This is a genomic window from Candidatus Nitrosocosmicus sp. FF01, from assembly GCF_047711275.1.
GTDB lineage: Archaea > Thermoproteota > Nitrososphaeria > Nitrososphaerales > Nitrososphaeraceae > Nitrosocosmicus.
Map to the genome: position 1 here is coordinate 120,816 of NZ_JBLNIG010000002.1, position 14,065 is coordinate 134,880.

A 14,065-nucleotide genomic window follows, 5' to 3' on the forward strand; every position below is an offset into this window, starting at 1 on the left:
TCTATAAATTATTACAAAGTAATAAAAAAATACTAACTAACTTTGGGTTTTAGTTCTTCAGTGAAAGTATTATAGATTGACAAAGCCTCTTCTTCGCTTTTTGCACCAACTATTGTTGCCGCCCCGCTTGTAAGAAAGCTGATCAGTAATTGATTTGCATTTGATACTGTTAGGCCCAAATTACCTTTTGATTTTAACACGTATCCATTTGATTCAGCGATTTTTAATATATTTGACAAATCTACTTCGTTCGTAATTTGTGCTGGAGTAACAGTATAAGTTCTCTTTCCACGATCTCTTCCACACAATTCTTCCACCAAAATTGAGGGAATGCTGATATCTTTTTGTTCTACGTTTAATCCACATGACGGACATTCATCATGTCTATTCATTTGAATTTTATCAAATACTAAGTCATTTAGGTCTATATACAGTAATTTATTTACCAGAGACGGTTGTTGTCCGGTAGCTATTTTCACTGCCTCAGATACCTGGACTCCAGAGACAAGGTACAGTATTGACGGATGTACACCTTCGGTGCTACATGTTGGCATTTCATCTTCGGATAATTCAGGGAAAATACATCTAAGGCATGCACTTTGGTTAGGGAGAATAGTAAATACCGAACCAACCATTCCAAGAGCTCCAGCATAGATGAATGGAATCCCGAGTTTTAGACAAGCATCATTTAACGCATATCTTGCATCTATACTATCCAATGCGTCAATGACAATATCACAGCCTTTGACAATTTTCTCGGCAGTATACTTTGTAACTGAAATGGGGATAGCTTCTAACTTTACTGCAGGATTCATTTTCTGCAATCGATCCAATGCAGCTTCGACTTTTACCTTTCCTATATCCGAATCAGTGTACAAATGTTGTCTATGGAGATTAGAAATTTCTATCACGTCTCTGTCAACAATTCGAATTTTTCCTATTCCCATTCCTACTAATTGAGTTAAAACAGGGTTGCCTATTCCTCCAGCGCCAACAACACATATCGTAGTATCTTTGAGTTTCTCCATTCCAACATAGCCTATTTCTTCGAGCATAATTTGTCTAGAGTATCTAAGCATTTCTTGATTAGTTATTTCAGCTCCTCCGGCTACAGCAGGTAAAATATAGATCGAATCCCCTTCTTTTAGAGCAGAATTCATTCCTGCATTGTTAAATCGCATATTTTTTCCATTAATGTAAATGTTGATTAATGCTCTGGGCTTGCCGTTGATGTCTATAACCCTACGTTTAAAATCATCTCCCATAATATCGGATACAATATTGAAAGCTTCGTCTAATGTCGAAGCGTCGATAGACATTTTTTTTTCTCCTGCACCTTTATTCAATACTGATGGAATAACAAATTCAACTGTGGTCAATTATACATAACACCTCAAATTTTCGATTTATATCCGTTTGTTCAATGTATCATTGCCGACACAAGTCTAATATCAGGCTTTACAGAATTAGGAGTAGGAAGCAAATCTATCACAGATTCGGTAGTTTTTAATCCATTACCTGTGACATAACAAACAATATTTTCATCCTTTTCAATTCTATTGTCCTCTATTAGCTTCTTTAGAACACCGACTGCAACACCGCCTGCAGGTTCAGTGAAGATTCCTTCCGATTTAGCAAGTAATAATATAGCATCTTTGATTTCCGCATCAGTGACTTTCTCTCCAATCCCATTAAATTGTTTTAGACGCTTTAATACGTATAATCCATCACCAGGGTCGCCAATTGCCAAGCTTTTTGCTACTGTATCAGGTTTCTCTACTGGTATCACTTCATTGGATCTATTTTTAAAGGCATCTACAATAGGTGCACATCCATTAGGTTGTGCGGCAATGATTCTTAAATTGGATATATCTGAGATCAACCCGAGGTTCATTATTTCTTCAAACCCTTTGCAAATAGCATTTAACATGGCACCACTTCCTACAGGAATTACCAGCACATCAGGAACAGTCCAGTTCAATTGTTCCAATACTTCAAATGCTAGTGTTTTGGAGCCTTCCACGTAGTAAGGTCGCATATTTATGTTTACAATTCCATAACCGTTAGAGTCTCCGATCACTGAAGCGATCCTGTTGGCATCGTCGTAAGTACCATCAACTGCTACAAATTTACCTCCATAAGATAATGCTTGAGCTATTTTAACATCTTCTATGTCCGATGGTGCAAAAATATAACAAGGCAAATTAGCTCTTGCAGCATGAGCAGCAGTAGCGGATGCAAGGTTTCCAGTAGATGCACAACCCACGGCAGCTAAATTCATTTCTTTAGCCTTTGAAACCGCTACACCTGCAGGTCGATCCTTGAAAGAAAAAGTTGGATTTACTGAATCATTCTTGATGTATAAATTCTTAAATCCACCAAGGTTATTGCCCAAGTTTTCTGCTTTTTGTAATGGAGTAATTGAACCATTCAAACTCACTATATTTTTTTTATCTTCTATAGGAAGGATTTCAAAATATCTCCAATAAGTTAAATCTGTCCGATTTTCAAAAGTATGTTTAGTTATATTATTATCTATTTTATATTGGACATCCAGTGGCCCAAAGCAATCCTCACAGATATATAAAAACCTCGGGGAATACTCTTTATTGCATTCTCTACACTTTAGCGCGCTTATAATTCCCATTATTTCTGATTATTAATTAACAATATAATAGATAAATCTCTCTAAATAATATTTAGTATTACTTAACCATCATATGTCTATCTGCCCAATTCATTGTGAAAACAAGAACGATTTCCTGTGTGACATGCGGGATTTATGGAGTTTACAAGATATAATAACGCATCAGAATCGCAGTCAACCAATATTTTCTCAACGGGTTGAATATTACCTGACTCTTCGCCTTTCATCCATAATCTGTTATGAGATGTACTCCAAAAATGGGCATTCCCTGTTTCAACAGTTTTGGACAAAGCATGTTTATTTGCATATCCAAGCATCAAAATGTCCTTTGTTTTTATATCCTGAACAACTACAGGAATAATACCATTTCTTTTTTCAAAATCGATTTTATCAATGGATTTTAACACCGCAAAGTGATTGAAGCAAATTGATATAAAAATTTATAACAATGAATCAAGAATCGCCTACGGATTCAAATAAAGTAAGTTATTATGATAATAGTCGTTTGACAAACTGGCATTAGAAAGAGTTTCGGTTAAATAACACGAGATACCAAGAATAACAACGACATTACCGCATATGACAATAGACAAGGAGAAACTTGATACAAAAACCCTTCACATTGGATTTGATGATACTGATTCAATAAACGGAAGATGTACCACTCACTTGTCATTTCTAATAGCAAGAATATTGATTAAAAAGTTCAATGTAGAGTTTATCGATTTTCCGCTATTAATAAGGCTAAATCCCAATGTTCCTCTTAAAACTAGAGGTAACGGTGCAGTATGTTTAAGGATCAAAAGCAATAACAATGAAAAAATCAAGGAAGAAGTTTCACAAATTATAGAGAATTATTCGGATATAGGCGATGGTGCAAATCCGGGTTTAGCTTTCTATGAAGAAAATAACATTAACAAAGACTTGTCACAGTTTAGCAAAAATGCAATGGATACTATATTAAGTAAACAATTAGCCATAAAAATAGCAAAAAAGTACAATATGCAATTTCGAGTCTACGGGAAAGGCCATGGAATTGTAGGCGCACTATCGGCTATAGGATGTGTTTTAGACTCAGATCATACTTTTGAAACGCTAGCCTACAGGAGAGAAGAAAATATAGGAAAAAGCAGAAAAACAAACGATTTTAAAGTAAAAAGACTAAGCGAAGAATCCTATCCATATACTTATAATAACTATGATCAAAAAAACTCGAGGGTTCTGATTACACCCCATGGTCCTGATCCAGTATTTTGTGGTATTAGAGGCGAAGATCCATTATTGACTTTGTATTTTTTAAAAAATTTGTGTATAGAAGAAGTGCTGGATGGCTACATGATATTTAGATCCAATCAGGGAACAAATCTTCATCTTACAAAAGAGAAACGAAGAGTAGACATGAAACCTTATACGGCAGGATACATTAATTGTGAAGTCACAACAATGCCCTATACAATTAATGGCGGACATGTAATCTTCAAGATAAAAGATAGGTACGACTATGTGTTACCAGTTGCAGTATATCAACCGACAGGTCTAACTAAAGTTGCAAGAGGGTTAGCAATTGGAGACAAAATTGAGATAGGGTATGGTGTACATCTGAAATCAAATAATCAAACTACACTCAATTTGGAATATTTGATTGTCAAAGAATTGGGTAAAGTTTTTGAAATCAAGAATCCCACTTGTACTATATGTCTAAAAAGTATGAAATCAGAGGGTAGAAGTAAAGGGTATGAATGCCAAGTTTGTAAAACAAGAATTAGATCATTAGACAAAATAAAGATAGAGAAGGAGAGAGAAATTAAAAGTGGTTTGTATATTCCAGAACCTATTGCACACCGTCATCTTACAAAACCAATTTCAAGATACGGTATGGAAAAACGATATGATCGATTTGAAGTAATACGCATGCTAAAGAGCATAGTGTGGATAAATGATAGCGGGGGGTTGATTTGAACTTACGGCTGGCGTTATAGCACAGTAACCGCTCTGCGGGTTATGAGCCCGCCGGGATAACCTAGCCCCTAAAAAGGTCTGGCTTCCCCACCCCGCTAACTAATATTTGTAATATAAGGAGTATATATACGGTATAGATCTGTTATCAAGAGGCATAATTTTGATTGAATTTAGCGGTGATAGTGTATATAGCACAACTTTATACAAAGAAGACACATATTCATTGAATAGTATTTTAGTAACTCTATCAAGAATATATCGATCTTCATAATCGAGTACGAAAACTGATGTTATTTGATATTTTGTTTATTTTGGAAATAATCAAAGCAAATAATATCATCATATAAATGACTGTGTAACAACAACCCTATTTCCATTGTTTTTCATTTGTACAGCAATATTTCCGAGATAATCTATATTTCGAATGCGGGAGATGGGATTTGAACCCACGGACCCCTAAGAGATGAGGTATCTCAAATCCTGGTTTCTGAGCATCGTGTTTTTTCCAACTCACGCCTTTGACCAGGCTTGGCAACTCCCGCATAAAATATTCATGAAAAATCCAACATATATTCTAATAAAAACGAAGGCTACTCCATCTCCTGGTCTCCAACCAAATTCACAAAAATATCATCCAATGTAATAGGCGCGACTGAAAAGGATAAATTGCTACGCACCATAATTTCAGATATTTCTCTTAAATTGCGTTCAAATGTGAATAGCCTTACAGAATCTGAACTCATGGTGATTATTTTTCCAAACGAGCTAACTAGATTTTTCAAGTCAAAAATGTTGAGGGCTTTTGATATGTGGATATCAATTCTTATTTGATAATTTAGCGTGCCTCTTAAATCATTCATATTTCCTTTAGATATAACCTTACCTTGATCTATGATAAAAATAGAATCAGATAAAATTTCAGCTTCGTCCATATAATGAGTAGTTAGTACGATCGTAACACCTCTATTCTTCCAATCTTTAATTATGGACCACACTTGACGTCTTGAAACAGGATCGAGACCGATAGTAGGTTCATCCAAAAACAACAAAGGCGATTCAGTAGCCATAGCCATTCCAACCAGGATTTTTTGTTTCATGCCACCAGAGAGATTTAGAGCAGGAACATCCTTAGCTGAGTAAAGATCTAATCGATTTAGGATTTCGGTAGTCTTGTTAGCGGCAACATCCTTTCTTTCGCCACGTATTTTTAGCCAATTATAAATATGATCCCAAGGTGTTAATGCTCGTAAAGGTCTTCCCTCTTGAGGTACAATAGATATCATCTGACGAATTCTCTCTGGATACCTCAACACATCCTCCCCAAAGATAGTTATTCTCCCTGAGGTAGGTAACATTTGAGTAGAACAAATACGGATAAAAGTAGTTTTGCCAGCACCATTTCTTCCCAATAAAGTAGATATTTTCCCTTCCTCAATTTGCAAAGAGACATCATCAAGTGCCTTCTTATTGGAATTCTTGTAGATCTTATTTACATTAAATGACTCTATGGCAAACATTAAGATCCGAGTTGCAAAAGTTACAAGATTCTAGAATGCATCTTTTTTGAATTCCTTCGAAAGATCCTTTAATAAATTCTTTTGAGTATCATTGATTTTATCAGGGAGTTTTACATTCACTTTCACATATTGACTTCCACGTCCAAATTTTCCATATCTTGGTAAACCTTTTCCTTTCAACTTGAAAATGACATTTGCTTTGGTACATGACGGTATTTTAAGCTTTTCAGTCCCATCTATGGTTGGAACCTTAGTCTCGGTTCCTAAGATTAAATCAATAAATGAAACATCATAATTGTACATTAGGTCACCATCTTCAAGAACTTTGAAAAGTTGATGAGGTAGGACATGGATGCGTACCAACAAGTCTCCACTTGCACCTCCTGGGACACTCTCTCCTTTTCCAGATATCCTCAGTGTAACTCCATCCTCAACGCCAGAGGGTATGTCAATCTTTAGATTATTTGTTTTCCTAACTTTCCCCTCTCCATGGCATGTATTGCATGGTTTTTCAAGAATTTTTCCCTCTCCATGGCATGTATTGCAAGTGTCTAGAGAGATAAAGGTAGAAAATTGATTTTGGTTATATACCCTACGGGTCTGTCCTTGCCCATTACATGTTGGACAAATTTTTGGACTTGTACCTGGAGCAGCTCCGGTTCCCGAACAGACCGAACAATTCTCAATTATGGGAATCTGTACTTCTTCTTTTTTGCCCTTTACTACTTCTTCCAAGGTCATGCTTACGTCATATAATAAATCTCTGCCTCTCCGCCTTCTGGTTGTGGTCCCAGAATTGAAGCCGAAAGGATCGCTACCAAAACCGCCTCCACTTCGACCACCACCCATCCTACCAAAAATTTGTTCAAAAATATCACCAACGTTACCAAATCCAATATCCTTAAAGATTTCAGCAAAATTGTCTTCCGATCCTCGGAAAACTTCTTCATTTCCAACGTGTCCATATGCATCATATCTCTTTCGTTTTTCCGGATCAGATAGTACAGCGTAAGCCTCAGAAATTTCTTTAAATTTTTCTTCTGCTTCTGGCGACTTATTGCGATCGGGATGATACTTTAATGCAAGTTTTCTATATGCAGATTTTATTTCATCTTTAGTAGTAGATTTTTGAACCCCTAGTACTTCATAATAATCTCTTTTACTCATCGTTGATCACAAAATAATTGAATGTGGTTGTTTATACATCAGTTCTACTATTTCATTTATTATTGCTGGTTTCGGTACCACTACCACCAGTGGTTGCAGATCCTGAATTATTTTCGCTAGTATTTGGACCCTGTGTATTTTCACCTGTAGGAGGAGATTGAGTTGTAGATGTTTCGGGACCGGGTTCTCCTGGACCAGATCCAGAATCGGGCCCAGCAGCCGTATTGGAAGCATTTTGCTGAACGGATTGATATGCAGCTGTGCTTATTTCGGCCAATACATTTTTCAGATCCGTTATTTTTGCTTTTGTCACATCAATATTATTAGATGAGATCGAGTCTTTTAGCTCCTGAACCGTTTTATTGACTTTATCCTTTTGTTCAGCAGTTACTTTGTCCTTTAGATCTTGATTTACCAATTTTTCAGCCGAGTATATCAAATTATCCGATTCGTTTCTTAATTCGGCCTCCTCACGTTTCTTTTTATCTACTTCAGCAAATGCATCCGAGTCTTTCTTTAATTTTTCTATTTCCTCTTTTGATAATTTTGTGCTTGCTGAAATGGTGATTTTTGATTCTTTTGAAGTAGCAAGATCTTTTGCTGTTACGTTCAATATTCCATTTGTATCAATATCAAAGGTTACTTCAATTTGTGGGACAGATCTGGGAGCCGGTGGAATACCAGACAGGTTAAACATACCCAGTGAAACACAATCAGCAGCCATTGTTCTCTCTCCTTGGACTACATGTATGGTAACTGCCGTTTGATAATCTGCAGCTGTAGTAAACACTTTACTCTTCTTTGTTGGAATAGTAGTATTTCTCTCAATTAGAGTTTCCTTAAGTCCACCCATAACTTCTACACCAAGAGTCAAAGGAGTGACATCGACCAATAGGATATCAGTAGACACTTCTCCTGAAATAATAGCACCTTGAATTGCCGCACCCATGGCAACTGCCTCCATTGGATCCACACCACGCTCAGGTTCTTTATTCATGACAGATTTTACAAACTCCTTTACTATCGGCATTCGGGTAGGACCACCCACCAAAACTATCTTCTCAATATCCGTAGCTGATAATTTTGCATCTTTTATGGCTTGCAACATTGGATTTCTACATCGCTCTACAACCGGTCGAAGCAATTCCTCCAATTTTGCTCTATTCAAAGGAATTGCGAAATTTTTTGGTCCTGTAGATTGATCATATGCTAAAAAGGGCAAATTTATTTCTGTTGTTACTATATTGGATAATTCAATTTTTGCTTTTTCAGCGGCCTCCCGAATCCTCATCATAGCCGCTTTGTCGTTTCGCACATCTATTCCCGATTGATTCTTAAATTCGTTAACAAGATAATCTATCAAAATATTGTCCATGTCAGTGCCACCCAGTTGAGTATCACCAGATGTACTTTTTACTTCAAATACACCACCACCCATTTCCATAATGGTAACATCCAGAGTTCCCCCACCAAAATCAAAAACCATGATTTTGAGATCACTTTGTACTTTGTCTAATCCGAAAGCCAGCGATGCAGCCGTAGGCTCATTTATGATTCTCACGACTTCTAGTCCAGCAATCTCTCCTGCATCTTTTGTTGCTTGTCTTTGATTATCGTTAAAATATGCTGGAACAGTAATTACAGCTTTATCAACAGTATCTCCTAGAAATGCTTCAGCATCCTTCTTGATTTTCTGAGGTACAAATGCAGATATCTGTTGCGGAGTATATTCCTTTCCAAAAACCTTAAACTTGTAATCGGTGCCCATTTTCCTCTTTGCAGCGATAACAGTTCCTTCAGGATTTGAAAGCATTTGACGTCTTGCAGGTTCACCAACAAGTAGCTGACCATCTTGTGAAAACGCAACCACCGATGGAAAGGACTTTCCCCCAATGGAGGTACCCTCAGCAGCTTGTATTATAACTGGTTTTCCACCGCTCAAAGCAGCAGCAGCAGAATTACTAGTTCCTAAATCGATTCCTATTATTTTTCCCATTTAATCGTCATCTCCTTTTGTATTTTCTTTATTATCACTATCGATATTTTTAATTATCTTTTTAGACACTTCAACCAAACTGGGACGAAGAACGCGTTCGTTTAATAAATAGCCCTTTCGGATTTCTTTAGTAATTATGTTTTCTTCCATATCATTTTCAAAATAAGAAAACGCGATAATTTCGTGAAAGTTAGGATCAAAAACACTGTTTAAAGCTCGTATTTCCTTCACATCTTCTTTTTCCAAATATGTATCAATATTCTTTAGTATGTTAGTTAATCCTTCAAGAATAGAGCTATCAACCTTGTGATGTTTTAGAGTATCCAAAGCGCGTACGAAATCTTCTCTCAAATTAATTATGGTCGACAGCATTTCTGCCTTTACTGAAAGTATTCTCAACGTATTTTGCTTTTCAATATTCTTTCTATAGTTATCAAAATCGGCTATGCTATACTTTAATTTGTTAAAAGTTTCATCATACAAATTTCGATAGTGTTCAAGGTCATCACGTGTAGTTTTTAATTCTGCAGATAATTCTTCGGCAGTTAATTCCGTATTTGACTCATAATCATTTTCATCATGAGAATTATTATTAGAATTAGAATTATTATTAGAATTAGAATTATTATCTAACAAAAGATAATCATCACCTTGATCATTAGTAGTTGGATCTTTTTTTATGGTTTTATCCATGCTAATAAATTTGGGTAAATCTAATAATTAGATATCGATTTCTTCTTGAAAATATAGAAGTATAAATCAAGAAAGAACTGAATGATTGTAACTATGAAGTTAAAACTAATTATCAAGCATAGTTGCTTTTTATAGAAGACCTCGCTCCACAAGCCTCGCAGATCATAAAACCTAACTTTTTGATTTTTTCTGTTCTAGTATCTGGGCTACCACAAACAGGACAAATAACGTAATCCTTTACATATCTGTCTATCAGACCAGAAAATGAAGATACTGGTTTTCTTCCCAAGAAAATAACTCTTTCACCTGTAATATATCCTGCAGAAGCCAATTCTTTATTGAGATAGAGTAATAATTTTTCAGGATCGCGTCTGAGTGCTTTTGGGAAATCCATAAAATTCCTAAAAATTGTTCTTTGACCAACCCATATTACTCTTGGAATAGGAATTTCAAGCCTTGAAACTTCTTTCTTAACGACATTTCCGAGTTTGTTTTGTAACCTATCTAATAATGACATGTACCCCGACTCATCTTGAATTGACATAACTAAACTACGATAAACCATTTAATTTACGTTATGAATGTATCTTAGACATGTGAATGAGTGGAACAAGAATTATTAGCATAAAACACCAAAATCTATCCAAATGAGAATTAGCGGTTCTTGGTTATCCATTCGATAAAGGGGGTCATAGTTTGGTATGGTAAATCATTAGTTTTTTCTACGTTATAGCTTAGCATGACCATTCTATTTAGCAACACACTATGTAAATTCTTGTCCACTTGGTCTCTTTTAAGGGGATCATAGATTTCAAAAAAGCATTTTTGTTTATAATAAGAAATATGATGGGCGTAGCAAAGCATCAAAAGCGTGGGATCTCTACTAATTCTTTCATTTATCACAGTTTGTTCAAACGTGGGATTATTCTGAAGTTCAACATAAATCTGAAGAACTCTCCTTTGATACTTTTCTTTAATGTAATCGTTATCAAATTCAGTATTGCTTCTAGATTGAAATATTTCACGCTTTAATTGGTCAATGGTTTTCCTAGTAATATCTTTTGCAGACAGTATATCCAAATTATTCTTAATACCATAGTTTTTACCAAAAAGAAAAAAGATTCCTAGAATTTCATTTTCCTTAACAAATGGGAAGATCAAATTGCCATCTAGAAATTTTAATATTCTCTCATAAATATCAGCAGGCAAGAAAAATCCCATGTAGGAATCAGAAACTACTGTCACATCATTGGAAAAGTCCCAATGATATAAATAAATATTTTTGCACCAAAATGATCTAAAATTTCTAGGGTATAAAATTAAGCCTTGGAGTAAAATCCGGGTTTTCTTTCATATATTTGACCATCGCTCATTGCCTTTTTGATATAAGACCTGGCATCTGAATCTGTGAACTTGGCTGTTTTTATCAGTTCACCTATGAACACATTTTCTTCAACATCATTCTTTTCTTCCCCTGAAATGCTAGAAAATATTTCCATGAAAAGTTTTAACTTGGATATCTCGCTGAAAGGTTTACCATGTAATACCCCTAAATCAACCTTACCAGTATTTACGTCAACACCAGCAGTTTCTAACATTCTTTGAACTAGAAACAATGATCTTTCAGCATCTTCTCTATCAACTCTATCCTTTAGCAATAATCTTGCTCTGGCAGTTGCGAGTCTAACCAACCCCTCCAATTGCCTAGGAGTTACAGTAATCATGCTATCAGAATCAACATTTCTCATTTTCATATAATAATCACGAATGATATTTATCGCCTCTGGAGTCAATTCAGGTTCTACAATTTGTTTCGCAAATGCGAGATATTTACTAAAGAGATCTATGTTGATTGCTCCTTGTGATGATTTTTGTACATCCTTATGAATTTCTAATATATGAGTAGCTATTTTACTATCCTTTTCTTTCTCGGGTAGATCTCGTATTACATACACAAGATCGAATCTAGTAAGGAGAGGTATTGGAAGATTTACATTTTCAGTGATATTTTTATAAGGATCATATTTTCCGTACATCGGGTTTGCGGCAGATAGAATCGAGGTTCGGGCATTTAATGTGGCTACGATACCACCCTTTGCTACAGAACATGTTTGTTGCTCCATAACTTCATGGAGCGCAGAACGATCTTCAGCCTTAATCTTGTCAAATTCATCTATACAAACCAATCCTTGATCTCCTAACACCACGGCACCTGCCTCAAGCATCATTATGCCAGATTTATCTCTTACAACTGCAGCTGTCAAACCGGCTGCTGTAGAACCCCTTCCAGAGGTGTACAAACCTCTAGGTGCTATTTTTGCAGCAAATTTTAACATTTCAGACTTTGCAGTTCCTGGGTCCCCAACCAATAACACATTAATGTCACCCCTTCGGGTTGATCCATCGTCTAATTTTTTAGTAATTGAACCCACGATTAGCAACAATATTGATTCTTTTATCACTTCATGGCCATATACATGAGGGGCAAAAGATGATACTAATTTATCATATATATCGGGCTTTCTTGACAACATCAATATTTGTCGTTCATCTTCAGCACTTATGGAAATACGTTCAATAGAACGAGTTTTCTTATCTCCGGCTCTACCACCAAGATATTCGATGTTATTCCCTTCCATTCGTAACCTAAATAGAGAAGTTTTTTGTGCTGCAGCATTTGCTGAACCAAATGAATATTCCTGATCTATCCTAATAATACCAGTTAACATGATTCGATCTCCTGGTCTACATTGATCAACCAAATCACCTAGAATTGTTACTTCTATGTAATGAGGCAGTTGTCCCGCTGGCAAATCCTCGGGTAACTCTTGTAATCTAACCAACTGAAAGTCAATAAATAAGCTGCTCTCTACATCCATTTCCAATTCTTTTTCGGAGCAATTAAGGCATCGCAATGGTTTTTTTAAGGCTAATCCTTTTAGCTGTGAAAAGCTGATCTGATTGCAATTAAGACATCTATATGCAATTCTTTTTCCCAATGGTTTAACTTCAGAGGAACGTACTACCATCCCAGAAACACCTAACAGTTTGTTAATAACATCTGCATTGATATCACGCAATCCTTTCTGAACAGCATAATTTCCCATTCTTACTCTAATATGCTCCCGTATTTCATGGGCGTAATCTGGATGAATTTCTAAAAGAATAGAAGTAACAGCCTCGTTAAAAGCTGAGAACATTTCATCTGGATTATGAGTAATGTCCTTTGCTAATGATGGAGCAAAGCTATCAAAATCAATATAATCGACGGTAATGGAAGTAGAAGAAGTAGCTACCATATTATTTATCTTGTCAAAATACTTGTAGTTACCATCCCGATCCTTAAATGAACGTAGAAAACTTTCTAATTCATTTGACAATGCAGATATGGTTTGTTGTTCTTGTTCCTGTTCTTGTACATTTCTTGATGAAGAAGAAGAATTTGAGGGGTCGGTATCACTCAAGTCTTAACACCAATTTCTTAAACTTGGATGTCATATAATAAAAATTCTCATAGAGAAATTTTTCTTCTACCGAGAGTTTTTCCTCAAGTTCAGGTACTAACGGTGATGAAGCTGAAAGTTTGACAATTTTTTGTAACCTAGATGCAATAAAAGGGTTCAGAGCTACGATTAATGATTCTCTATCTTTATCGTCGATATTATTAAGGTAATTATTTACTTTGGCATAGAAATCTGGTTCTATTGTAGATAACATGTGACTCTGCGATATTCTTTCGCGATTTAAAGCTCTCTTTATATAAGAAAGTTGATCATCATCATGAATTTCTACTACATCATGTTTGCTCAAAATAATAGAGATCCATCTGGGTATAGAGGTCATATCTCCCTCCTTGGCACTAATAAAAACAAGTGGACGTATGGATAATTCAAAATCTCTCAAGTAAATCACACGTACATCCTTTAGAATATAATCTAACGAAGAAAAAGTATAAAGAATAGAAATATCATCCATTTCTAAAAATAGTTTATCTATGTTGTTATTAGGTGGTATTGTGGGCGTTGTTGATGATGATGGGGATGGGGATGATGATGATGGCGATTTCACATACTTAATTATCTCTAT

General features: G+C 35.6%; 11 protein-coding genes, 2 tRNA genes and 1 pseudogene. 1 reads left to right on the forward strand and 13 read right to left on the reverse strand.

The features are described 5' to 3' along the window. Window positions 1-32 precede the first annotated feature (32 nt). From ACMT7R_RS06070 to hisI, 3 genes are all read right to left on the reverse strand, one after another. Window positions 33-1,379 (reverse strand): ThiF family adenylyltransferase, encoded by a 1,347-nt coding sequence (locus ACMT7R_RS06070; RefSeq protein WP_415310733.1) that lies wholly within the window; start codon window positions 1,377-1,379, stop codon window positions 33-35. A 41-nt stretch (window positions 1,380-1,420) separates the two neighbouring features. Next, window positions 1,421-2,647: a threonine synthase gene (gene thrC, locus ACMT7R_RS06075; protein WP_415310734.1), complete on the reverse strand. Its 1,227-nt coding sequence runs from the start codon at window positions 2,645-2,647 to the stop codon at window positions 1,421-1,423. 77 nt (window positions 2,648-2,724) lie between these two features. Beyond that, window positions 2,725-3,054 (reverse strand): phosphoribosyl-AMP cyclohydrolase, encoded by a 330-nt coding sequence (gene hisI / locus ACMT7R_RS06080; protein WP_415310735.1) that lies wholly within the window; start codon window positions 3,052-3,054, stop codon window positions 2,725-2,727. A gap of 172 nt (window positions 3,055-3,226) precedes the next feature. On the opposite strand from hisI, the pseudogene ACMT7R_RS06085 reads away from it, so the two are divergent. Further along, window positions 3,227-4,006, forward strand: a pseudogene (locus tag ACMT7R_RS06085) (DUF1743 domain-containing protein); the annotation flags it as partial. A gap of 581 nt (window positions 4,007-4,587) precedes the next feature. Here the strand turns inward: ACMT7R_RS06085 and ACMT7R_RS06090 are convergent. From ACMT7R_RS06090 to ACMT7R_RS06135, 10 genes are all read right to left on the reverse strand, one after another. After that, a tRNA-Met gene (locus ACMT7R_RS06090) sits at window positions 4,588-4,703 on the reverse strand. Between the two features lie 328 nt (window positions 4,704-5,031). Next, a tRNA-Leu gene (locus ACMT7R_RS06095) sits at window positions 5,032-5,148 on the reverse strand. Between the two features lie 48 nt (window positions 5,149-5,196). After that, the gene (locus ACMT7R_RS06100; protein ID WP_415310736.1) at window positions 5,197-6,123 is read right to left on the reverse strand and encodes an ABC transporter ATP-binding protein; all 927 of its coding nucleotides are present in this window, start codon (window positions 6,121-6,123) and stop codon (window positions 5,197-5,199) included. A gap of 30 nt (window positions 6,124-6,153) precedes the next feature. Then, window positions 6,154-7,290, reverse strand: coding sequence for a molecular chaperone DnaJ (dnaJ, locus tag ACMT7R_RS06105; RefSeq protein WP_415310737.1), 1,137 nt, complete (start codon window positions 7,288-7,290; stop codon window positions 6,154-6,156). A gap of 52 nt (window positions 7,291-7,342) precedes the next feature. Continuing rightward, the gene (gene dnaK / locus ACMT7R_RS06110) at window positions 7,343-9,286 is read right to left on the reverse strand and encodes a molecular chaperone DnaK (RefSeq protein ID WP_415310738.1); all 1,944 of its coding nucleotides are present in this window, start codon (window positions 9,284-9,286) and stop codon (window positions 7,343-7,345) included. Continuing rightward, on the reverse strand, window positions 9,287-9,979 hold the full coding sequence (locus ACMT7R_RS06115; protein WP_415310739.1) for a nucleotide exchange factor GrpE: 693 nt from the start codon (window positions 9,977-9,979) through the stop codon (window positions 9,287-9,289). A 112-nt stretch (window positions 9,980-10,091) separates the two neighbouring features. Then, the gene (locus ACMT7R_RS06120; RefSeq protein WP_415310740.1) at window positions 10,092-10,523 is read right to left on the reverse strand and encodes a translation initiation factor IF-2 subunit beta; all 432 of its coding nucleotides are present in this window, start codon (window positions 10,521-10,523) and stop codon (window positions 10,092-10,094) included. Between the two features lie 110 nt (window positions 10,524-10,633). After that, window positions 10,634-11,224, reverse strand: a complete 591-nt coding sequence (locus ACMT7R_RS06125) for a hypothetical protein (protein WP_415310741.1) — start codon at window positions 11,222-11,224, stop codon at window positions 10,634-10,636. A gap of 74 nt (window positions 11,225-11,298) precedes the next feature. Further along, window positions 11,299-13,368 carry a minichromosome maintenance protein MCM gene (locus tag ACMT7R_RS06130; RefSeq protein ID WP_415311641.1) on the reverse strand — a complete coding sequence of 690 codons (2,070 nt, stop codon included), beginning with the start codon at window positions 13,366-13,368 and terminating at the stop codon, window positions 11,299-11,301. A gap of 67 nt (window positions 13,369-13,435) precedes the next feature. Next, window positions 13,436-14,047, reverse strand: a complete 612-nt coding sequence (locus ACMT7R_RS06135; RefSeq protein WP_415310742.1) for a hypothetical protein — start codon at window positions 14,045-14,047, stop codon at window positions 13,436-13,438. Window positions 14,048-14,065 lie beyond the last annotated feature (18 nt).